Origin of the sequence: Oceanicola sp. 502str15, from assembly GCF_024105635.1 — a bacterium.
Taxonomy (GTDB): Bacteria; Pseudomonadota; Alphaproteobacteria; order Rhodobacterales; family Rhodobacteraceae; genus Vannielia.
Map to the genome: position 1 here is coordinate 1,356,966 of NZ_WYDQ01000001.1, position 19,657 is coordinate 1,376,622.

General features: G+C 67.6%; 22 protein-coding genes and 1 other RNA gene. 11 read left to right on the forward strand and 12 right to left on the reverse strand.

Annotation, left to right across the window (positions count from 1 at the left end; all coding sequences use genetic code 11):
* Nucleotides 1-5: 5 nt before the first annotated feature.
* The 7 genes from ssrA to GTH22_RS06520 all read left to right on the forward strand — a co-directional run bounded on the left by ssrA (nucleotide 6) and on the right by GTH22_RS06520 (nucleotide 5,574).
* Nucleotides 6-361, forward strand: a transfer-messenger RNA (tmRNA) gene (gene ssrA / locus GTH22_RS06490).
* 123 nt (nucleotides 362-484) lie between these two features.
* Nucleotides 485-1,300, forward strand: coding sequence for a sulfurtransferase/chromate resistance protein (locus GTH22_RS06495; RefSeq protein WP_252944055.1), 816 nt, complete (start codon nucleotides 485-487; stop codon nucleotides 1,298-1,300).
* A complete protein-coding gene (gene chrA / locus GTH22_RS06500; RefSeq protein WP_252944056.1) occupies nucleotides 1,297-2,562 on the forward strand; it encodes a chromate efflux transporter in 1,266 nt (421 codons plus the stop codon). Before GTH22_RS06495 ends, chrA begins: the two co-directional genes overlap by 4 nt.
* Nucleotides 2,563-2,652: 90 nt before the next feature.
* On the forward strand, nucleotides 2,653-3,123 hold the full coding sequence (locus GTH22_RS06505; RefSeq protein WP_252944059.1) for an SspB family protein: 471 nt from the start codon (nucleotides 2,653-2,655) through the stop codon (nucleotides 3,121-3,123).
* A gap of 141 nt (nucleotides 3,124-3,264) precedes the next feature.
* Entirely contained in the window at nucleotides 3,265-3,822 is a 558-nt protein-coding gene (locus tag GTH22_RS06510; protein ID WP_252944061.1) for a class I SAM-dependent methyltransferase, read from the forward strand.
* 178 nt (nucleotides 3,823-4,000) lie between these two features.
* A complete protein-coding gene (gene fumC / locus GTH22_RS06515) occupies nucleotides 4,001-5,398 on the forward strand; it encodes a class II fumarate hydratase (protein ID WP_252944062.1) in 1,398 nt (465 codons plus the stop codon).
* Nucleotides 5,395-5,574, forward strand: coding sequence for a DUF4169 family protein (locus tag GTH22_RS06520; RefSeq protein ID WP_252944064.1), 180 nt, complete (start codon nucleotides 5,395-5,397; stop codon nucleotides 5,572-5,574). Before fumC ends, GTH22_RS06520 begins: the two co-directional genes overlap by 4 nt.
* Before the next feature lie 109 nt (nucleotides 5,575-5,683).
* On the opposite strand, the gene GTH22_RS06525 is transcribed toward GTH22_RS06520, so the two are convergent.
* The 8 genes from GTH22_RS06525 to argS form a co-directional block, all read right to left on the reverse strand.
* Nucleotides 5,684-7,498, reverse strand: coding sequence for an ABC-F family ATP-binding cassette domain-containing protein (locus tag GTH22_RS06525; RefSeq protein ID WP_252944066.1), 1,815 nt, complete (start codon nucleotides 7,496-7,498; stop codon nucleotides 5,684-5,686).
* Nucleotides 7,499-7,566: 68 nt separating this feature from the next.
* Nucleotides 7,567-7,731, reverse strand: coding sequence for a hypothetical protein (locus tag GTH22_RS06530; protein WP_252944068.1), 165 nt, complete (start codon nucleotides 7,729-7,731; stop codon nucleotides 7,567-7,569).
* On the reverse strand, nucleotides 7,728-7,874 hold the full coding sequence (locus tag GTH22_RS06535; RefSeq protein WP_252944070.1) for a hypothetical protein: 147 nt from the start codon (nucleotides 7,872-7,874) through the stop codon (nucleotides 7,728-7,730). The genes GTH22_RS06530 and GTH22_RS06535 overlap by 4 nt, the downstream gene beginning before the upstream one ends.
* Nucleotides 7,867-8,520: an SMC-Scp complex subunit ScpB gene (scpB, locus tag GTH22_RS06540; protein WP_252947591.1), complete on the reverse strand. Its 654-nt coding sequence runs from the start codon at nucleotides 8,518-8,520 to the stop codon at nucleotides 7,867-7,869. The genes GTH22_RS06535 and scpB overlap by 8 nt, the downstream gene beginning before the upstream one ends.
* 13 nt (nucleotides 8,521-8,533) lie before the next feature.
* Nucleotides 8,534-9,325: a ScpA family protein gene (locus tag GTH22_RS06545; protein WP_252944072.1), complete on the reverse strand. Its 792-nt coding sequence runs from the start codon at nucleotides 9,323-9,325 to the stop codon at nucleotides 8,534-8,536.
* The gene (locus tag GTH22_RS06550; RefSeq protein WP_252944074.1) at nucleotides 9,318-10,367 is read right to left on the reverse strand and encodes a glycoside hydrolase family 3 N-terminal domain-containing protein; all 1,050 of its coding nucleotides are present in this window, start codon (nucleotides 10,365-10,367) and stop codon (nucleotides 9,318-9,320) included. The genes GTH22_RS06545 and GTH22_RS06550 overlap by 8 nt, the downstream gene beginning before the upstream one ends.
* Nucleotides 10,364-11,260 carry an SPOR domain-containing protein gene (locus GTH22_RS06555; RefSeq protein ID WP_252944076.1) on the reverse strand — a complete coding sequence of 299 codons (897 nt, stop codon included), beginning with the start codon at nucleotides 11,258-11,260 and terminating at the stop codon, nucleotides 10,364-10,366. The genes GTH22_RS06550 and GTH22_RS06555 overlap by 4 nt, the downstream gene beginning before the upstream one ends.
* Before the next feature lie 243 nt (nucleotides 11,261-11,503).
* Nucleotides 11,504-13,246, reverse strand: coding sequence for an arginine--tRNA ligase (gene argS / locus GTH22_RS06560; protein WP_252944078.1), 1,743 nt, complete (start codon nucleotides 13,244-13,246; stop codon nucleotides 11,504-11,506).
* 95 nt (nucleotides 13,247-13,341) lie between these two features.
* Here argS and GTH22_RS06565 point away from each other — a divergent pair, with 95 nt between their 5' ends.
* The gene (locus GTH22_RS06565; protein ID WP_252944079.1) at nucleotides 13,342-14,424 is read left to right on the forward strand and encodes a hypothetical protein; all 1,083 of its coding nucleotides are present in this window, start codon (nucleotides 13,342-13,344) and stop codon (nucleotides 14,422-14,424) included.
* Between the two features lie 3 nt (nucleotides 14,425-14,427).
* On the opposite strand, the gene GTH22_RS06570 is transcribed toward GTH22_RS06565, so the two are convergent.
* Nucleotides 14,428-15,564, reverse strand: a complete 1,137-nt coding sequence (locus GTH22_RS06570; RefSeq protein WP_252944081.1) for a deoxyguanosinetriphosphate triphosphohydrolase — start codon at nucleotides 15,562-15,564, stop codon at nucleotides 14,428-14,430.
* 102 nt (nucleotides 15,565-15,666) lie between these two features.
* Between GTH22_RS06570 and GTH22_RS06575 the strand changes: the two genes are divergently transcribed.
* Nucleotides 15,667-15,984 carry an iron-sulfur cluster assembly accessory protein gene (locus GTH22_RS06575; protein ID WP_252947592.1) on the forward strand — a complete coding sequence of 106 codons (318 nt, stop codon included), beginning with the start codon at nucleotides 15,667-15,669 and terminating at the stop codon, nucleotides 15,982-15,984.
* A gap of 15 nt (nucleotides 15,985-15,999) precedes the next feature.
* Here GTH22_RS06575 and GTH22_RS06580 read toward each other — a convergent pair whose 3' ends face one another.
* Complete coding sequence (locus GTH22_RS06580) at nucleotides 16,000-16,206, reverse strand: hypothetical protein (protein ID WP_252944083.1); 207 nt, start codon at nucleotides 16,204-16,206, stop codon at nucleotides 16,000-16,002.
* Nucleotides 16,207-16,370: 164 nt separating this feature from the next.
* On the opposite strand from GTH22_RS06580, the gene xth reads away from it, so the two are divergent.
* Complete coding sequence (gene xth / locus GTH22_RS06585) at nucleotides 16,371-17,162, forward strand: exodeoxyribonuclease III (RefSeq protein ID WP_252944084.1); 792 nt, start codon at nucleotides 16,371-16,373, stop codon at nucleotides 17,160-17,162.
* Nucleotides 17,155-17,922 (forward strand): hypothetical protein, encoded by a 768-nt coding sequence (locus GTH22_RS06590; RefSeq protein WP_252944086.1) that lies wholly within the window; start codon nucleotides 17,155-17,157, stop codon nucleotides 17,920-17,922. Before xth ends, GTH22_RS06590 begins: the two co-directional genes overlap by 8 nt.
* A 42-nt stretch (nucleotides 17,923-17,964) precedes the next feature.
* Here the strand turns inward: GTH22_RS06590 and GTH22_RS06595 are convergent, their stop codons facing one another.
* Together GTH22_RS06595 and dksA are read right to left on the reverse strand one after the other, a co-directional pair.
* Entirely contained in the window at nucleotides 17,965-19,131 is a 1,167-nt protein-coding gene (locus tag GTH22_RS06595; protein ID WP_252944088.1) for an FAD-dependent monooxygenase, read from the reverse strand.
* Nucleotides 19,132-19,194: 63 nt separating this feature from the next.
* Entirely contained in the window at nucleotides 19,195-19,617 is a 423-nt protein-coding gene (dksA, locus tag GTH22_RS06600; RefSeq protein WP_252944090.1) for an RNA polymerase-binding protein DksA, read from the reverse strand.
* Between the last annotated feature and the right edge of the window lie 40 nt (nucleotides 19,618-19,657).

A 19,657-nucleotide genomic window follows, 5' to 3' on the forward strand; every position in this document is an offset into this window, starting at 1 on the left:
CAAAGCACCTTGAATTCACGCGCCTGCGCGCCTATATCTGGAGCGTTCCGGCAACGGGACTATGGACATAAACGCGCTCGTAATAAGCGGATCGGACCCGGGGGCGGTACCCGGCGGCTCCACCAAATATCTCTTGTTGGGAGATCATGGGGCCGAAACAGGATCGACGAACGTCTAAAGGGGTTATGCTTTGTCTCGGTGAGGTACCACCGATATCGGTCCGTAAAGTACAATTGCCAACAACAATCGTGCTCCGGTCGCTCTCGCTGCTTAATGCAGCGCGATAGATCGAAATCTTAAGTCCTTGCCTCTAGCCAGGTAAGGCGGGGTTCGCAGGCACCTGGCAACAGAAGCCTGCACTTTCCTCTCCGGTTGACAGGTTCCCGCACTCAGGCCACAACTCTGGCATGGGGACAGCGCGAACGCCCCGTGAGGCCCCAAGCCAGAGGTTCGCATGTTTGCCTTGCACAAGGAGACATGCCCGATGGCTGCCCCCAACGAGATCACCCCTGCCCAGCTTCTGCGCCTGATCGGCACGCCCGATTGTCCGGTGATCGTCGATATCTCGATCGACCCCGATTTCAACGCCGATCCATTCCTCATTCCCGGCTCCTTCCGCCACCCGCACACCGATATCGAGGGGCTCAAAGCCCGTCTGAGCGGGCGGCGCTGCGTGGTAACCTGCCAGAAGGGCATCAAGCTGAGCCAAGGGCTGGTGGCCTGGCTGCGCGGCGACGGGATCGAGGCCGAATACCTTTCGGGCGGGATGTATGGCTGGCGCGATACCCCCGGCACCTTCCGGGTTCCCGCCGCCGCCATCCCGGCGCCGGTGGAGGGCGCAACGCTCTGGGTCACCCGTCATCGCCCGAAGATCGACCGTATCGCCTGCCCCTGGCTGATCCGCCGGTTCGTCGACCCCGGTGCGCGGTTTCTCTTCGTCTCGCCCGCCGAGGTGGAGGGCGTAGCCGAGCGCTACGGGGCAACGCCCTTCGACATCGAAGGCGGGTTCTGGAGTCACCGGGGGGCGCGGTGCAGCTTCGACACGATGTGCGATGAGTTCGCCCTTCATTCCGACGCACTCGACCGCCTCGCCACGGTAATCCGCGCCGCCGACACCGATCGGCACGATCTGTCTCCGCAGGCCGCGGGTCTGCTGGCGCTGTCCGTCGGGCTTTCGCGGCAATACCGGGACGACCAGGCGCAACTGACCGCCGGGCTGACGCTCTATGACGCGCTTTATCGCTGGGCGCGCGACGGGTTCGACGAAGGACACGACTGGCCAACGGGGGCGGCAACGTGAGCGTCCCCCTCTCCACCCTCACCCGCACCTTCGCCCGCATCGGCCTGCTCTCCTTCGGCGGGCCGGCAGCGCAGATCGCGCTGATGCACGAGGAACTCGTCGCGCGACGACAGTGGCTTACCGAACGGCAGTACCTTTCAGCCCTCTCCTTCTGCATGATGCTCCCCGGCCCCGAGGCCATGCAGCTCTGCACCTATGCCGGATGGCGTCTGCGCGGCATCCCGGGCGGGCTGATCGCGGGCTGCCTCTTCGTGCTGCCCGGGGCGCTGGTGGTGCTGACTCTGGCGCTGGCCTATGCCGCCTATGGGCAGGTGCCGCTGGTGCAGAGCCTGTTCCTCGGCATCCAGGCCGCCGTGGTCGTGGTGGTGGTGCAGGCGCTCATCAAGATCTCGAGGCGCGCATTTGGCCCGGGATACATGGCCGAGGGGCTGGCGCTCGCCGCCCTCGCCTTTCTCGCCATCTACGCCCTTGGCCTGCCCTTCCCGCTGATCATCGCCGCGGCGGCGCTCTGGGGCGCTCTGCGGAGCACCAACCTGCAGATCGGCCCCGCGCCCACCCTGCCCCCCGGCAGCGCCCGGCGCACCCTTCTGACCGTAGTCATATTTGCCACACTCTGGGTCGCCCCCTTCGCGCTCACCCGAGGCACCCCGCTGCTCACCGAGCTCGGCCTCTTCTTTTCGCAACTCGCCGTCGTCACCTTCGGCGGGGCCTATGCCGTGCTCGCCTACATGACCCAGGAGGCCGTCAGCACCCATCAGTGGCTCACCACCGCCGAAATGATCGACGGCCTCGGCCTGGCCGAAACCACCCCCGGCCCGCTGATCCTCGTCACCGAGTTCGTCGCGGCGCTCACCGGGGCCAAGCAGAGCGTCCCGATGGCCCTCGCCGCCGCCGCACTCACCCTGTGGGTCACCTTCATCCCCTGTTTCCTGTGGATCTTCGCCGGTGCTCCCTACCTCGAGTGGATCACCCACCAGCCCCGCCTCGCCGGGGCGCTCAGGGCGATCACCGCCGCCGTGGTCGGCGTCATCGCCAATCTCTCGCTCTGGTTTGCCCTGCACGTGCTCTTTGTCACCGTCCACACCCGATGGCCCGGCACCGCCACCCACCGCCCCGCCACGCCCGACTGGTCCACGCTCGACCCCGCCGCCCTTGCCCTCACCGCCCTCGCCGCCCTGCTGCTGCTCGCCCTGCGCCTCGGCCTCGCCGCCACGCTGGCGCTCATGGCGCTGGCAGGCGGGCTGGCGGGCAGCCTGCTCTAGCGCTGCGCGGCGTCCCGCGTTTTCGCCCTGTCATTCAGGTCCGAATCTCTTATGCTGGCCGCAAGCAAGCACTGAAAGGCCCCGTCCCTGATGACCCGAGAAATCGACTACGGCAGGCTCATGCACCGCGCGATGCGGACGCTGATCCGCGATGTTCTTGCCGAGGTTTCCGAGCACGGGCTTCCCGGCCAGCATCACTTCTTCATCACCTTCGACACCCGCGCCGAGGGCGTTGAAATCGCCGACTGGCTGCGCGAGCGCTATCCCGAGGAAATGACGGTGGTGATGCAGCACTGGTTCGACGATCTCGATGTCACCGACGACGGGTTTTCCGTCACCCTCAACTTCGGCGATGCGCCCGAGCGGCTGGTGATCCCCTATGACGCCATCGCCACCTTCGTCGATCCCTCCGTCGAATTCGGCCTGCGCTTCGAGAGCCAGGACGACGAGGAGGACGACGACGAGGAAGAGATCGCGCCCGCGCCAATGGCCGAGGATGTCGAAGAGACCGAAGGCCAGCATGACGCCGAGGTGGTCAGCCTCGACAGCTTCCGCAAATAGCCGCTTTGTAACGGGGCTGAATCGCCCCCATGACGGGGCGATTTCGGCGCCGTGAAGTTTCGGTAACGCTGCGTTTTGCCGCTTGATCGGCGCGGCCCACGCGGCGCAACTGGCCCCGGACACCAGCTACCGAGGCCTGCCATGCCGAGCGATTTCGCCGTCTTTCTCACCGAGATGTTCCGCAAACCCGGCGAGGTGGTCGCCATCGCGCCCTCCTCCGCCGCCGTCGCCCGCAAGATGACCGAGGGGCTTGAGGCCATCGAGGGCCCGATCGTCGAGATCGGCCCGGGCACCGGCGTCTTCACCAAAGCAATCCTTCAGCGCGGCGTGCACCCCTCGCGGCTCACCTGCATGGAAACCAACGACCGCTTCTGCGAGACGCTGCTGGCCAAGTTTCCCGGCGTGACCGTGCTGAACCGCCCGGCGCAGGACATCGGCCAGATCGGCCTTTCCGGCGTCGGCGCGGTGATCTCCGGCGTGCCGGTGCTGGCCCGCCCGACGATCCAGCGCGAGGTGGTCGGCCGGGCGCTGGAGGTCATGCGCCCCGGCGCGATCTTCGTCCAGATCACCTATTCCCCCGGCAGCCCGATCAGCCCCGAGATGCAGGCCGAACTCGGCGTCTCCGCCCGCCGTCGCGGCATAACCTGGGCCAACCTGCCGCCCGCGCACGTCTGGGTCTTCACCCGCCGGGCGCAGTAAACAGGCACACCTCACCCCCCCGTCATCCTCGGGCTCGACCCGAGGATCTGCACAGGCAGAGATCCTCGGATCAAGTCCGAGGATGACGGTGCGGCTCCGACAGTTTGCGCTAACCCACCATTGACCACCCCGCCGCATCCGGTATGTCTCCTGCGACAGCAGCAAGAGGGCGCATCCCATGGCCGATACCCGCACCGAAACCGACAGCTTCGGGCCGCTCGAAGTTCCTTCCGACAAGTACTGGGGCGCCCAGACCCAGCGCTCGATCATGAACTTCCCGATCGGCTGGGAAAAGCAGCCCGTGGCCATCGTCCGCGCACTCGGCGTCATCAAGCAGGCCTGTGCCGAGGCCAACAAGGCCTCCGGAAAGCTGGATGCCAAGCTGGCCGACGCCGTGATCCAGGCCGCCTCCGAGGTGGTCGCCGGCAAGTTCGATGACAACTTCCCTCTCGTGGTCTGGCAGACCGGCTCGGGCACCCAGTCGAACATGAACGCCAATGAGGTCATCGCCAACCGCGCCATCGAGATCCTCGGCGGCGAGATCGGCTCCAAGGACCCGGTCCACCCGAACGATCACTGCAACATGGGGCAAAGCTCCAACGACACCTTCCCCACCGCGATGCACATCGCCACCGCCATGTCGGTGCGCGACGTGCTGATGCCCGGCCTGACCCAACTGGCTGAAGGGCTCGAGGCGAAGGCCGAAGAGTTCAGGGACATCATCAAGATCGGCCGCACCCACACCCAGGATGCCACCCCGCTCACGCTGGGGCAGGAGTTCTCGGGCTACGCCGCGCAAATCCGCAACGGCATCAAGCGCATCGAGGCCGCCATGCCCGGCATCTACGAGCTGGCCCAGGGCGGCACCGCCGTGGGCACCGGGCTGAACACCGTCGAAGGCTGGGGCGAGACCGTGGCCGCCAACATGGCCGCCATCACCTCCCTGCCCTTCGTCACCGCGCCCAACAAGTTCGAGGCGCTGGCCGCCCATGACGCCATGGTCTTCCTCTCCGGCGCGCTGACCACGGTTGCCGGGGCGATGTACAAGATCGCCAACGACATCCGCTTCCTCGGCTCCGGCCCGCGCTCGGGGCTCGGCGAGCTGATCCTGCCCGAGAACGAGCCGGGCAGCTCGATCATGCCCGGCAAGGTCAACCCGACCCAGGCCGAGGCGATGACGCAGGTGGCCGCTCACGTCATGGGCAATGACGCCGCGATCAAGTTTGCCGGCTCGCAGGGCCACTTCGAGCTGAACGTCTACAACCCGATGATGAGCTACAACCTGCTTCAGTCGATCCAGCTTCTGGGCGATGTCGCCTCCAGCTTCACCGAGCGGATGCTCTCGGGCATCGAGGCCAACAAGCCGCGCATTCAGAAGCTGATGGAAGAGAGCCTGATGCTGGTCACCGCGCTGGCGCCCACCATCGGCTACGACAACGCCACCAAGGTCGCCAAGACCGCCCACAAGAACGGCACCACCCTGAAGGAAGAAGCCATCGCGCTCGGCTTCGTGGATGCCGAGACCTTCGACCGCGTGGTTCGGCCCGAAGAGATGGTGGGGCCGAAAGCCAAGTGAGCAAGCCGGTCAACCTGAACCGGGTGCGCAAGGATAAGGCGCGGACCGAGGACAAGGCCCGCGCCGACGCGAACGCGGCGTTTCATGGGCTGACGAAGGCCGAGAAGGAGCGCGCGAAGGCGGAGGCCGCCCGGGTGGCGAGGCTGCACGCGCAGAGCCGGCGGGACGAGCGCTGAGGCGGTGCACAGTGGGGGCCAGCCCCCACACCCCCGGAGATATTTACAGCAAGAAAATGAACAGGGGTGGAGGCGCTTTTTGGGCCGGCCGCGCCTTGGCCTCGGCCGGTCAGCCAGCGGCTCTTTCTTCCAGCGCCAGCCATTCCTCTTCGGCGGCGGCGAGCTTTTTCTGGCGTTCGGTCAGCGCTTCGGTGGCCTTCTTGAACTTCACCGGCTCGCGGGTGAAGAGCTCGGGGTCGCTCATCAGCTCGTTCAGCTTGCCGATCTCGGCCTCGAGCCGCTCGATCTCGGCCGGAAGCGCCTCCAGCCGGTGTTTTTCGGTGAAGCTGAGGCCATTGGCCTTCGGCTTTTCGGGGGCGGGCTTTTCCTCGGCGCGGGTGGCGCGTTTGGAGGGCTGGGTGGAGCGCTGCCATTGTCCGCCGCCCTGGGCCAGGAGGTCGCTCCAGCCACCGGCGTAGACGGTGGCTCGGCCCTCGCCCTCAAGCACCACCGAGCGGGTTGCCACGCGGTCGATGAAATCCCGGTCGTGGCTGACCAGCAGCACCGTGCCCGGGTAGTCGGAGAGCACTTCCTGCAGCAGGTCGAGGGTTTCGATGTCGAGGTCGTTGGTCGGCTCGTCGAGCACCATCAGGTTGCTTTCGCGCGCCATCAGCCTGGCCAGCAGCAGCCGCGCCTTCTCGCCGCCCGAGAGCGAGCGCACCGGGGCGCGGGCCTGGGCCTCATCGAAGAGGAAATCCTTGAGGTAGCCGACGACGTGCTTGGGCTGACCCCGCACCATCACCTGGTCGGCCTGCCCGCTCACCCGCATCGCCGGGTCGCCCGCGAGGTTCTCCCAGAGGCTGGCGTCGAGGTCGAGCGCGGCGCGGCTCTGGTCGAACACCGCCATCTCCACCCCGTGCCCCTGCTTGATCCGGCCCTCGTCAGGCGTGGTCTTGCCAATGAGCATGTTGATCAGCGTGGTCTTGCCCGCACCATTGGGCCCAACAAAGGCCACCCGCTCGCCGCGGGTGAGCTTGATGTCGAAGGGCCGCAAGATCACCTTCTCGCCGAACCGCTTGGCGATCCCCTGCGCTTCGACCACGACCTTGCCGCTCTTGTTGCCCTCTTCCAGCTCCAGCGCCGCCACGCCCTTGCGGCGGATCTGCCCGGCGCGTTCGGCCCGCAGCTCCTGCAGGGCGCGCACCCGGCCCATGTTGCGCTTGCGCCGCGCGCTGATGCCTTCCACGGCCCAGCGGGCCTCGGCCTTGATCTTGCGGTCGAGCTTGTGGCGGGCGGTGTCTTCCTCTTCCCACATCTTGTCGCGCCAGGCCTCGAATCCCTCGAACCCCTGCTCCTGCCGGCGCACCTCGCCCCGGTCGATCCAGAGCGTGGCGCGGGTGAGCGCGGAGAGAAAGGCGCGGTCGTGCGAGATCAGCACGAATCCGGCGCGGGTCTGCGACAGCTCGCGCTCGAGCCAGCCGATGGCCTCGATGTCGAGATGGTTGGTCGGCTCGTCGAGCAGCATCAGCTCGGGCGCCTCTGCCAGCAGCTTGGCCAGCGCCGCGCGGCGCCGCTCGCCGCCGGAGGCCGAGGCAACCTCGGTTTCAAGCCCGAACTTCAGCCCCTCCGCCACCGCCTCGACGCGCCAGGCCTCGCTTTCGTCGAGCCCGCTGGAAGCGAAGGCGCCGAGCGTGGCAAAACCCTCCATCGAGGGTTCCTGCTCCATGTAGCCCACCCGCACGCCGGGCGCGGGCACGACCTCGCCGGCGTCGGCCTCCACCAGCCCGGCCATCACCTTCATCAGCGTGGATTTGCCCGAGCCGTTGCGCCCCACCAGCGCCACCCGGTCGCCGGGTTGCACGGTCAGGCCCACGCCTTCGAACACGGGGTTTCCGCCGAAGGTGAGCGAGATGTCGGAGAGTTGCAGTAGCGGGGCACGAGCCATGATGCGCGTGGCCTATCCCGCCGCTCGAGGGCGGTCAAGCTGAAGGGTGGGTGAAACCCACCGGCGGCTCAGAACCGGCCGAACATCCGCCCGATCCGCAGCGCGTTGCGCAGCTTGCGGCCATCCTGCCGGCCGGCCTTCACGCCGCCCTTGGCACCGCCCTTGCGAGCCTTCTGGCGCTGCGCACGCATCAGCATTCGCAGCGCCATGTTGATAAGCCGTCCGAGGTTCACTCGTCGTCCTTCTTGCCTTTGCCCATCAGGCCGTTCTGGGCGGAGTTCATGCCCTGGCTGAGCTTGCTGTTGATGCTGTGCCGCGCCTGGTTGGAGAATTGCATAACGATCGTGCGCCAGATCTGGCTGAGAATGCTATTCATCGGGGTCGTCCTCCGTAAAAAGTTCGTCTTGTTCTTCTGTCTGCTCTTCGTCGTCTTCTCCGTCGCCCAGACCGATACTGCCCGGCGGTGGGCGGCTGTCGAGAAGTCCCGCCGCCCTGAGCTCCTTGAGCCCCGGCAGGTCGCGGGCACTTTCCAGGCCGAAATGGTCCAGAAAATCCTGTGTCACCACGTAGGTCACCGGGCGTCCCGGGGTCATCCGGCGGCGGCCAAAGCGAATCCACTCCATCTCGATGAGCTGATCCACCGTGCCCCGGCTCACGCTCACGCCCCGGATCTCCTCGATCTCGGCGCGGGTGACTGGCTGGTGATAGGCCACGATGGCCAATGTCTCGATCGCGGCACGCGAGAGCTTGCGCGTCTCCACGGTTTCCTTCTGCATCAGAAAGCCGAGGTCGGGTGCCGTACGCAGGGCCCATGCATCGCCCACGCGGCGCAGCTCCACGCCCCGCCCCTCGTAGCGTTTCTGCAGGGTTTCCAGCACCACGGCGGCCTCGGCCCCGTGCGGCATTCGGGCGTTCAGCTCGGCCACCGTCACCGGCTCGGCGCTGGCAAAGAGGATCGCCTCCACCATCCGCTCCTGCTCGCCCATCGGCGGGGCCTCGAACAGGCTCTCCTCCATCTCCATGCCGTCCGAAAGGTCAACCACGCGGCGCCTCCCTCAGCTTGATCTGGATCGGGGCAAACATGTCGTCCTGCCGGATCGTCAGATGGCCGTGCTTCACCAGCTCCAGCGAGGCGGCGAAGGTCGCCGCCGTGGCGCTGCGACGGCGCATCGGGTCGTTTTCCCAGCCCTCGGGCAGGTAGGTCATCAGGTTGGTCCACTCGCCGGCATAGCCGATCAGGCCGCGCAGCCGGTCCAGCGCCTGCTCCATGGTGAACAGGTTCTCGCGGTCCATGACGAAGGGGCGAAACTCATCCTTGGTGCGGATGCGGGCATAGGCCTGCATCAGGTCCAGCAGCGTGGCGGTATAGGTCACGCGCCGCACCCGCTCCACGCTCTCGGGAATGCCGCGGGCAAAGAAGTCGCGCCCCATCTGGTCGCGCCCCATCAACTTGGCCGCCGAGTCCCGCATGGCCGAAAGCCGCTCGAGCTGGAACGCGAGGTGCGCCGCCAGCTCCTCGCCGCTCGGCCCCTCTTCGCTGGGGTCGGGGGGCAGCAGCAGCTTGCTCTTCAGAAACGCCAGCCAGGCCGCCATCACAAGGTAATCGGCCGCCAGCTCGATGCGCAGCTGCTTGGCGCGCTCCACGAAGCCCAGGTATTGCTCGGCGAGTTGCAGAATGGAGATCTTGCGCAGGTCCACCTTTTGGGTGCGCCCCAGCGTCAGCAGCAGGTCGAGCGGGCCTTCAAAGCCATCGACGTCGATGATCAGCGCCTCGGCGGCCAGCCGGTCGGAGACATCCGAAAATTCTGCCGCGCCGTCTTCAGCCATCTGCCGCCTGCCCTTTCACCAAGGCGCCGCTCACCAGCGCCTCGTATTCGGCCTCCATCGCTCTGCGGTCGATGGTATCAGGCGCGCGGCGGGCTTCCAAGGCGGCATCGGCCCGCGAAAGGCTTGTTTCCTTCATATCTTCGGCAATCTCCGCGAGCGCCTTCAGCTCGCTGAACACGCCCTTGCAATAGAGCACCACGTCGCAGCCCGCCGCCAGCGAGGCGCTCGCCCGCTCCGGCAAGCTGCCATCCAGCGCCTCCATGCTCAGATCGTCCGTCATCAGCAGGCCGCCAAAGCCGATCTCCTGCCGGATCAGCTCCACCATCACCGGGTCCACCGTGGCGGCCCTTTCGGAGAAGGCCTCGTAGACGATATGGGCACTCATCCCCAACGGCAGGTCGTTCAGCGCCCTGAAGGCGGCAAAATCACTGGCCCGCAGCGCCTCGGCAGAGGCCGAAACCCGCGGCAGCTCCATGTGGCTGTCCATCGTGGCGCGGCCATGGCCGGGAATGTGCTTGAGCACCGGCAGAACGCCCCCGGCGAGCAAGCCATTGGCCACGGCGCGGGCAGAAGTGACAACGCTTTCAAGGGTTTCGCCATAGCAGCGGTTGCGCAGCACGGCGTGGGTGTCGGCATGGGCAATGTCGCCCATCGGGGCGCAATTGCCATCAATCCCCACCGCGCGCAAGTCGTCGGCAATGAGCCGATAGCGCAGCTCCATCGCCCGCGCCGCCTGCCCGGGCCCGCTTGCCGCGCCCTGATCGAGCGGTGGCATCCAGCTGCGCCAATGGGGCGGGCCCATCCGGTCCACCCGGCCGCCCTCCTGGTCGATGAAGATCGGCGCCTCCCACCCCACCGCCTCGCGCAGTCCTGCGGTCAGGGCGCGCAGCTGGTCGGGGCTGTCGATGTTGCGCTTGAACAGGATGAAGCCGAAAGGCTGCACGTCGCCGAACAGCGACACCTCATCGGTCGTCACCTCCAACCCGTCGCACCCGAAGATGAAAGGCGAAAGCCGCGCGGGGCGCGATGCGGGCAGGTTCACCGGGCCACCACCGGGATGCATTCCGCCTTTTCCGCCACCAGCGCGGCGCAGAAGCGGCGCGCGTCGGAGAGGTCCGCAAAGCCCTGCGCCCGAAGGCGATAGAAGGTCTGCCCGCCGCTCTCGGCCTCCATGATCAGCCGGGTCTTCTCGACCATCAGGCTGTCGAACTGCCCGGCCAGCTTGGCCCAGAGCGAGGCCGCCTCGCCGGGGCTCTCGAAGGCGCCGAGCTGCACCAGCCGGGTGCCCGCAGCCACCTGATCGGCCCGCGCCACCTCGGCCCCTTCGGGCACCACCGGGGCGCTCGGGGCATCCACTTCCACATCCGCGGCCGCAGTGCGCTTCAGCCCTGCAGGGCGGCCCTTGGGCCGGAGCGAGTTCTTGACGCCCGGAAGGCTCGCCAGACGCGCCTGCTCGGGGCTGTCGGGTTCCGCCGCCTCGGGCGCGGGAGAAAGCGGCTCCGCCCCCTCGCTCAACTGCCCGGCCAGCGCCAGGGCCACGGCCACGGGATCGTTGGGGTCCACGTCGTCGGGCAGGTTGGCGGCCACCGTCATCTCCGGCTCCACCAGCTCGCCATCTTCCGCTTCGCTCGCCGGGGTGGCCTCCTCGACCGCCTCCACATCGCGCTGCACCATCGCCGCCAGCGGCAGGTCTTCCTCGCTCAGGGTCGCCGGGCCGGGGGCAAGGGTGATCTGCTCGGGCAGCTCCGCCGCCTCGCCCTCTGCCGCCACATCGTTCACCGCAAGCCCGGTATGGCCCGCAACCTCGCCGCCCGGATCTTCCGGGGCAATGCGCATCGGTCCGTCCAGCGCGGCCACCACGGGCACGCCGGTCACGTCGCGCACGATGATCCGGTAGCCCCAGACCCCGAGCCCCGCGATCAGCGCAAGGCTCATCACGGCGCCCGCGGCGCTGACCAGTTTCGCGCCTGAACTTCGCGGCGCATCTTCTTGAAAATCCTGTGCAAAATCGGACAGATCGCCCGGTTGTGCCATCACATGCGGAGCGCCCTCAGGGTGCCACGCGACCTCATTCATCGGCCGATGATCCATGCTCGCCTCGCTCTCTCGTCCCGCCCTCTTTTCGGGGCTGGGAACGCTTGCCTGCTTCCCCGTTCCGAGGATGCAGGCCGCGAGGGCCTAGCGCATCTCTTCCGCCGGGGTTACGCCCAAGATACCAAGACCCGCCGAAATAACAACGGAAACGGCCTTCGCCAATGCAATTTTCGGCAAGGAAGCGCTCTCGTCGCCTTCCTGGAAGAACCGAAGCTCCGGCGTGTCGTTGCCCCGGTTCCACAGCGCGTGGAAGGCCTGCGCCAGTTCGTAGAGGTAAAAGGCAATCCGGTGCGGCTCGTGGCCCTTGGCGGCAATCTCGACCAACCGCGGCCATTCCGCCAGCTTGCGGGCCACCGGAAGCTCGGCCTCGTGCAGCGTATCAAGGTCTTGATCCAACAGCGTAATCTGGCTCATATCCCAGCCAGCCGCCTCGGCCTTGCGCATCACCGAGCGCACCCGGGCATGGGCGTATTGCACGTAGAAGACCGGGTTGTCCTTGCTCTGCTCCAGCGCCTTGGCAAAGTCGAAATCCAGCGGCGCATCGTTCTTGCGGGTCAGCATGGTGAAGCGGGTCACATCGGCGCCCACCTCCTCGACCACGTCGCGCAGGGTCACGAAGGTGCCCGCGCGCTTGGACATCTTGAACTCTTGGCCGTCCTTGAACAGCTTCACCAGCTGGATCAGCTTCACATCCAGCGGCACCCGGTTCTCGCTCAGCGCGGCGACGGCGGCCTTCATCCGTTTGACATAGCCGCCATGGTCGGCGCCAAACACATCAATAAGCTCGTCGAAGCCTCTGGAAACCTTGTCATAATGATAGGCGATGTCGGGGGCGAAATAGGCCCATGCGCCATCGGCCTTCTGCACCGGCCGGTCCTCGTCGTCGCCGTAGTCCGAGCTCTTGAACAGGGTCTGCTCGCGGGCCTCCCAATCGTCGGGCAGCTTGCCCTTGGGCGGCTTCAGCTTGCCCTCGTAGATCAGCCCCTTGCCCTTCAGGTCGGCAATCGCGGCTTCGATCCGCCCGGTGCCGTAAAGGCTCTTTTCGCTGAAGAACACGTCCATCTCGACGCCAAGCGCCTTCAGATCCTCGCGGATCAGCCCCATCATCGCGTCAGTGGCAAAGTCGCGCACCTCTTCGAGCCAGAACTGCTCGCCCTTGCCCACAAAGGCATCGCCCACCTTCTCCTTCAGCGCTTCGCCGACCGGGATCAGGTAGTCACCGGGATAGGTGCCATCTTCGAAGGCCACCTCCTGCCCGTGGGCTTCGAGGTAGCGCAGGTAGACGGAGCGGGCGAGCACATCGACCTGCGCGCCGCCGTCGTTGATGTAGTATTCCCGCGTCACCTCGTGGCCGGCATAGGCCAGAAGGCTCGCCAGCGCATCGCCGAAGACCGCGCCCCGGGTATGGCCCACATGCATGGGGCCGGTCGGATTTGCCGATACAAACTCGACGTTTACACGCCGACCTTCACCCAGATCCGAGCGCCCGAACGACCGCCCCCGCGACAGCACCGACTTGACCACGCCGCCCCAGACCTCAGGAGCCAGCGCCAGGTTGATAAACCCCGGCCCCGCCACATCGGCCTGCGCGATCCGCGCATCGCCGGCCAGCCGCTCCGAGAGCGTGGCGGCAATCTCGCGCGGGTTGGCCTTGGCCGGCTTGGCCAGCACCATTGCAGCGTTGGTCGCCATGTCGCCATGGGCCGCGTCACGCGGGGGCTCCACCGTCACATTGGTCAGATCAAGGCCCTCGGGCAGCAAGCCCTCGGCCATCATCGCCCCAAGTTCGGCCACAACCAGCGCACGGATATCGGCAAAGAGGTTCATGTTTTCGGTCCTTCTCGTCGCCAGCGTCTCTATCAGCCCGCCCGCAGGGGTCAAGCACCGCTTGCGCCGCCCCACCCCCTTGGTAGGAATGCGCCATGACCCGGATCACCCCCAGCCACCGCGCCCTGCGCCTGTGCATCGCCCTCGCCCTCGCCTCCGCCGTGCTGGGCCTGCTGCTCGTCACCATCCCCCGCGAGATGGTCGCGCCCCAGCCCCCGCTCTACCAGTTCGAGGGGCTGGCCTGGCGCGTGGTGCAGGGCACAACGCTGGCCACCTCGCTGCTGGCCATGCTGATCGCGGCCATCCTGCCGCAGGCCGCGCCCGCGCCCGACGCCGGGCACGGCGCGCGGATCGGGGCGCATCTGGCCACGCTGCTGGTGGCGCTCATCGCGGTGGCCAACATCTGGATCACCTCCACCACGGCCTGGGAGCTTGCTGCCCTCGACGCCTATGTAATTCAGGTCGCTGTCCTCTCTCTCGGTGCGCTCATCGGCATCGCCGGGCCGCTGGCGCTGATCGCCGCTCTGGCGCTGCGTCTGCCCCGGCGTGGGCTGCGCGTGGCGGCGCTGGCCACGCTCGCCCTGCTGGTGCTGGCCGATCTGGCGCTTTCGGCGGGCCTCTCGCCTCTGCCCACCGGCGGCCCGCTGCTGGCGCTGCTGCTGTTGCTCGCCCTCGCCCTGAACCGCCGCGCCCTGCTGCCGGGGGCCACGCGCCCTTGGCTCATCGCCCTCGCCGCCCTCTGGGCCCTGCCCTGGATGGTCGCCCGCCTGCCCCTCGCCGCGGCCGCGCTAATGATCTCCGACACCTCCCAGCGCTTTCCGGCGCTGGCCGATGCGCTGTTCTCGCCCGAGCCCGCCAACCACCTGCTCGGACCCCTGCCGCTGCTGCTCTGCCTCGGCGCGCTCGCCAGCCTGCTCTTCGTCCAGCCCCACCGCCGCGCCAACATCGCCTGCGCCACCCTGCTCGGTCTCGCCGCCCTGCTGCCCGCGCTGGCCGATGCCACCGGCTACGCGCCCTTCAGCCCCGCCATGGCCTTCGACATGCTGCGCACCGGCGCCCTCGGCCTCGGCGCGGCGCTCGCCACCTCGCTCGGCTGGCTGGGGGCCAGCCTCGCTGTGCCGCTGACGGCGCTCGTCGCCGCCTGGCTCTGGCTCCGGGGCACCCGCCAGCCGCTCTGAGCCTCAGCCCAGAAGCTTCTCGTGCTGCTGCAAAGCAAAGCGGTCGGTCATCCCGGCGATGTAATCTGCCACCAGCCGCGCCATCGCAGTCTCGTGCCTGGCCTCGGCCACATCCTTCTGCCACTCGTCGGGCAGCAGATCGGGGCGCGACATGAACAGCGGAAACAGCTCCTCCACCACCTTCGTCACCTGCGCCCGCATCTCCACCACCGCCGGGGCGCGATACATCCGGTGAAACAGGAACTCCCGCACCTCCGCGATCCGCCCCTGCAACTCGGGTGAGAACTCCACCACCGAATGCCCCAGCTCCCGCACCTCCTGCGCGCTCTGGGGGGCCGCCGCGTTCAGCCGCGCCCGGCTGACCGCGATCACATCCTCCACCATCACCCCAAACACCCGCCGCAACGCCTCGTAGCGACGCCGCTTGCGGTCCAGCCCGGGGTAGATCTGGTCGACCTGCCGGTAACTGTCGGCGGTCAGCGCCAGCTCCTCGAGGTCGCCATCGGTAAAGAGCCCGGCCCGCAGCCCGTCCATCAGGTCGTGGTTGTTGTAGGCAATATCGTCCGAAAGCGCCGCAACCTGCGCCTCGGCGCTGGCATGGGTGTGCAGCTCCAGATCCTGCAACTTGGCATACTCCGTCAGCCCATAGGGCAGCTCGCCCTCCACCGGCCCGTTGTGCTTGGCAATGCCCTCAAGGCTCTCCCATGTCAGGTTCAGCCCGTCGAACTCGGCATAATGGCGCTCCAGCGAGGTCACGATGCGAATGGCCTGCGCGTTGTGGTCAAACCCGCCGTAAGGCGCCATCAGCGCCGCCAGCGCATCCTCTCCCGTGTGGCCGAACGGCGTGTGCCCGAGGTCATGGGCCAGCGCCACCGCCTCGGTCAGCTCGATGTTCAGCCCCAGCGTGCCGGCAATCGTGCGCCCCACCTGCGCCACCTCCAGCGTATGCGTCAGCCGGGTGCGAAAGTGATCGCCTTCGTGCTCCACGAAGACCTGCGTCTTGTGCTTGAGCCGCCGAAACGCGCTGGCATGGATGATCCGGTCCCGATCCCTCTGGAAAGGCGAGCGAAAATGGCTCTCCTCCTCCGGAAAAAGCCGCCCCCGGCTTGCCTCCGGATCACATGCAAATACAGCCCGCATTCCTGCCCCTTCTCATCACTTCCCCCACGACCCTGCCTTGTCGTGGCGCTGTGCGACCCATATATTTGAAACGTAACCGGAAAGCGATGCACCGCGATGACCCTGACCCTGCCACCAAAAGTCACCCCCCGCGCCTATGCCCGCCTCGCCGAGATCGGCGCGGCCCCCAAGGCGCTGCGCGTCGCCGTCGAGGGCGGCGGCTGCTCGGGCTTTCAATACGAGATCACGCTGGATGAACCGTCCGCCGACGATCTGGTGCTCGAGGTGGACGGCCAGAAGGTGGTGGTCGACGAGGTCTCCCTGCCCTTCCTCGAAGGCGCAACCATCGACTTTTCCGACGAGCTGATCGGTGCGCGCTTCACCATCGAGAACCCCAACGCCACAAGCTCCTGCGGCTGCGGCACGTCCTTCTCGATGTAACGCGCCCCTCCCCGGTCACGCCAGATGGCGTGTCCGGTCCACCTCTTCCTCAGGCACCTCCAGCGAGATATGCCCGCTGCGCGGATTGACCGTCACCGCAGGCTTCTCGGGCAGAAAATCGATCAGGGTGTTGAGGTCGCCCACCAACCGCTCAATCGCCTCGCGGCGGGTTTCGATACGGGGGGCGTCATTGGCGCGGTGGCCGAAGATGGTGCTGAACATGGGTCTGTCTCTGTAAAATGCGGGTCGCCTCAGGGGCGTGTCACAAAGCCAACCGCCGATCCCCCGCGCTGGTTCCCGCACCATCCGCCGCACCATCCCCCGCACCGTGCATTGTGCCCCATCGCACCTTCAGGCAAAAAGGCCTCAACCACGCGGAGGGCCCCATGAAAATCGCCACCTTCAACATCAACGGCGTCAAGGCCCGGATCGGCGCCGTCACCGACTGGCTCACCGAAAGCGCCCCCGACGTCGCCCTCCTGCAAGAGATCAAGTCGGTCGACGAGGGCTTCCCCCGCGAGCATTTCGAAGACCTCGGCTACCAGGTCAAAACCCATGGCCAGAAGGGCTTCAACGGCGTCGCCATCCTCTCCAGGCTCCCGCTCGAAGATGTCACCCGCGGCCTGCCCGGCGACGATGCCGACGAACAGGCCCGCTGGATCGAGGCCACCGTCATCGGAGACAACACCGCCCTGCGCCTCTGCGGCCTCTACCTGCCCAACGGCAACCCGGTCGAAGACGGCACCAGCGAGAAGTTCCGCTACAAGCTCGCGTGGATGGACCGCCTCATCGCCCGCGGCCGCGCCCTGCTGGCCGAAGAGCAGCCCGCCCTGATGGCCGGCGATTACAACATCATCCCCAGCCCCATCGACGCCGCCCGCCCCGAAGCCTGGGTGGGCGATGCGCTGTTTCACCCCGAAAGCCTCGCCAAGTGGCGCGAGCTGAACGCGCTCGGCTTCACCGAGGCCTTCCGCGCCCGCACCCGTGGCCCCGGCCACTACTCCTTCTGGGATTACCAGCGCGGCGCATGGGACAGAAACGACGGCATCCGCATCGACCATTTCCTGCTCACCCCGCAGGCCGCCGACCGTCTCACCGATTGCTGGATCGAGAAAGACGTGCGCGGCCGCGAGAAACCCTCCGACCACGTGCCCGTCTGGGTCGATCTGGATGTCTGAAACCACGCCGGGCGAAGCCGCCCGCGCCGCGGCCCTCGCCCTCGCCTTCTCCGCCCTCCCGCTCGCGCCCCTCGGCCTCTACCTCTGGCAACAGGGCGCCTTCGACCCGCCCCGCGTCAGGCTCACCCGCCTGATCACCGGCAACGACACCGCGGCCCTCGCCGTCGCCCGCGCCATCGAACAGGGCCGGACACCCGAAGAGATCGAAGCCGAAACCGGCGTTGTCCTCGATGATGGCGGCTCCCGCTCCGTCACCCTCGCCTGGTATCTGATTGACGCCTTCAGCCACACGGCCCCCCGCGCCGTCTATTTCGACTGGAAAGACGGCTGCGAACAGGTCTGCCCCGCGCTCGATGCCATGCTGGCCGACCACGGCATCACCACCCGCCCGGACCCTGCGAAGATCGTCGCCGACGAGGCCCTCCACGCCGAAGAGTGGAGCGCCATGCCCGTCGTCTGGGCCCATTACGCGCCCCACTTCGCCGCCAACGACCTCCAACTCCTCACGCTCGACCCGCAAGGCGGTTGGGATGCTTACTACATCTTCGTCGCCCCCGAAGGCACCGCCCGCCGCTGGTCCGGCACGGTGATCGAAGAGGGCGAAAACGCCGGCCTCGAAATCCACGCCATCCCCGCACCCGCGGTGGCCATCACCACACCCGAAGGCCTCACCAGCGCCCTCGCCGAGGTCACGGCCTCCACCGACGGCCCCCACAAGCCCCCGTTCCTCGCAGGCCTCCCCCTGACAGGGCTGTTCTGAACCGGGATGGCGGGTGGGGTGTCGTCGCGCCAGCGACGCACGTCACCCCCATCCGCCAGAGGTCACATCCTCTCCCCAGAGCCAGTCGAACCGCCCCGGCAGAACCCCGGGCGCAAACCGGCTCGCCGTCCTCAGCGCCAGATGCGCAGCCCATCTCTTCGGCCCCACGGGCAAATGATAGTTCCGCGCATTCGCCGTCGCCGCCGCCACGATCCGCGCGCACCGCGCGCCCCGTGCGGCCTGAAACGCCGCCAGCCCGGCCTCAAGGCTCTCGGCCCCCGCCAGCTCCGCCGCCAGCACCCAGGCATCCTCCAGCCCCATCGCCGCCCCCTGCGCGAGGTAGGGCAGAGTCGAATGCGCCGCGTCGCCAAGGATCACCAGCCGCTCCCGATGCCAGCGCGCCGCCACCCCATGGCGAAACAACCCCCAGCGCCGGACCCTCTCCACCCGCGCCAACCATCCCGGCACCGGCCCACCAAAGCCCGCAAAGGCGGCGCGAAACGCTTCCGGGTCGCCCGCCACCTGCCAGCCCTCCTCGGCCCAATCCGCCTGCTCCTCGCAAGCCACCAGGTTCACCAGCCTCTGCCCGCGCAGCGGATAGGCCACCAGGTGCCGCCCCGGCGCGAGGAACAGCTGCGCCTCCGGGGGCATCTCCTCCTCGGCCTCGATCAGGGCCCGCCACGCAATCTGATGGGTAAATTCCGGCGCCTCCGCCCCCAGCAGGGCCCGCCGCGCGCGCGAGTGCAGCCCGTCCGCACCCACCACCAGCCCCGCCTCCAGCACCTCTCCGGCCTCGGTCACAACCGCGCCGCCGGGGCGCACCTCCTCCACCCGGCAGCCCAGCGTGATCTCCACGCCCGCCTCCCGCGCGCCGCGCTCCAGCACCGCCAGCAGGTCGGCCCTGTGCACATTGGCAAACCGCCCTCGCCCCGCATAGGGCACAAAGGCAATCTCGCGCCCGCGTGCCGCCTCACGCATCCGCACGCCCCGGCTCTCGTCGCTCACCGCCTCGAACTCGGCGCCCAGCCCCAGCGCCTCCAGCACCCGGCCCGCATTGGGGCTCACCTGAATCCCCGCGCCCACCTCCGCCAGCGCCGTAGCCTGCTCCAACACGCGCACCCGCGCACCCCGCAGCGCCAGCGCGCGCGCAGCGGCCAGCCCGGCAATCCCGCCGCCCAGCACCAGCACATCAAGTCCAACAAGGGTCATGAAAGCAAAACGCCCGGGCCGGCCATCGGCCTCCGGGCGCTCCTTATCGCAATCCGCAAGGGATCAGTCGTCCCGATGCACCTTCTCGCGGCGCTCATGGCGCTCCTGCGCCTCAAGGCTCAGCGTGGCGATCGGGCGGGCATCCAGCCGCTTCAGGCTGATCGGCTCGCCGGTATCCTCGCAATACCCGTATTCGCCGTTCTCGATCCGCCGCAGCGCCGAGTCGATCTTGGCCACCAGCTTGCGCTGCCGGTCCCGGGTGCGCAGTTCCAGCGCCCGGTCGGTCTCTTCGCTGGCACGGTCGGCGACATCGGGGATGTTGCGGGTGCCGTCCTGAAGCGCCTCGATCGTGTCGCGGCTGTCGGACAGAAGATCCTCGCGCCACTGGATCAATTTGCGACGGAAGTATTCCGTCTGGCGCTCATTCATGAAGGGCTCGTCTTCGGCCGGGCGATAATCGTCGTCCAGAAAAGCTTCCTGCTTCATAAGTGCTCCCTCGGGCTGTGCTTTTTTATCGCTCTCACGA

Bases quoted from the DNA above. Each gene is read 5' to 3' on its own strand.
- GTH22_RS06495 (WP_252944055.1), top strand. From the start codon at position 485: ATGGCTGCCCCCAACGAGATCACCCCTGCCCAGCTTCTGCGCCTGATC.
- GTH22_RS06505 (WP_252944059.1), top strand. From the start codon at position 2,653: ATGACCCGAGAAATCGACTACGGCAGGCTCATGCACCGCGCGATGCGG.
- GTH22_RS06510 (WP_252944061.1), top strand. From the start codon at position 3,265: ATGCCGAGCGATTTCGCCGTCTTTCTCACCGAGATGTTCCGCAAACCC.
- fumC (WP_252944062.1), top strand. From the start codon at position 4,001: ATGGCCGATACCCGCACCGAAACCGACAGCTTCGGGCCGCTCGAAGTT.
- GTH22_RS06525 (WP_252944066.1), bottom strand. From the start codon at position 7,498: ATGGCTCGTGCCCCGCTACTGCAACTCTCCGACATCTCGCTCACCTTC.
- GTH22_RS06535 (WP_252944070.1), bottom strand. From the start codon at position 7,874: ATGAATAGCATTCTCAGCCAGATCTGGCGCACGATCGTTATGCAATTC.
- scpB (WP_252947591.1), bottom strand. From the start codon at position 8,520: ATGGAGATGGAGGAGAGCCTGTTCGAGGCCCCGCCGATGGGCGAGCAG.
- GTH22_RS06545 (WP_252944072.1), bottom strand. From the start codon at position 9,325: ATGGCTGAAGACGGCGCGGCAGAATTTTCGGATGTCTCCGACCGGCTG.
- GTH22_RS06555 (WP_252944076.1), bottom strand. From the start codon at position 11,260: ATGAGCCTTGCGCTGATCGCGGGGCTCGGGGTCTGGGGCTACCGGATC.
- argS (WP_252944078.1), bottom strand. From the start codon at position 13,246: ATGAACCTCTTTGCCGATATCCGTGCGCTGGTTGTGGCCGAACTTGGG.
- GTH22_RS06565 (WP_252944079.1), top strand. From the start codon at position 13,342: ATGACCCGGATCACCCCCAGCCACCGCGCCCTGCGCCTGTGCATCGCC.
- GTH22_RS06570 (WP_252944081.1), bottom strand. From the start codon at position 15,564: ATGCGGGCTGTATTTGCATGTGATCCGGAGGCAAGCCGGGGGCGGCTT.
- GTH22_RS06580 (WP_252944083.1), bottom strand. From the start codon at position 16,206: ATGTTCAGCACCATCTTCGGCCACCGCGCCAATGACGCCCCCCGTATC.
- xth (WP_252944084.1), top strand. From the start codon at position 16,371: ATGAAAATCGCCACCTTCAACATCAACGGCGTCAAGGCCCGGATCGGC.
- GTH22_RS06590 (WP_252944086.1), top strand. From the start codon at position 17,155: ATGTCTGAAACCACGCCGGGCGAAGCCGCCCGCGCCGCGGCCCTCGCC.
- GTH22_RS06595 (WP_252944088.1), bottom strand. From the start codon at position 19,131: ATGACCCTTGTTGGACTTGATGTGCTGGTGCTGGGCGGCGGGATTGCC.
- dksA (WP_252944090.1), bottom strand. From the start codon at position 19,617: ATGAAGCAGGAAGCTTTTCTGGACGACGATTATCGCCCGGCCGAAGAC.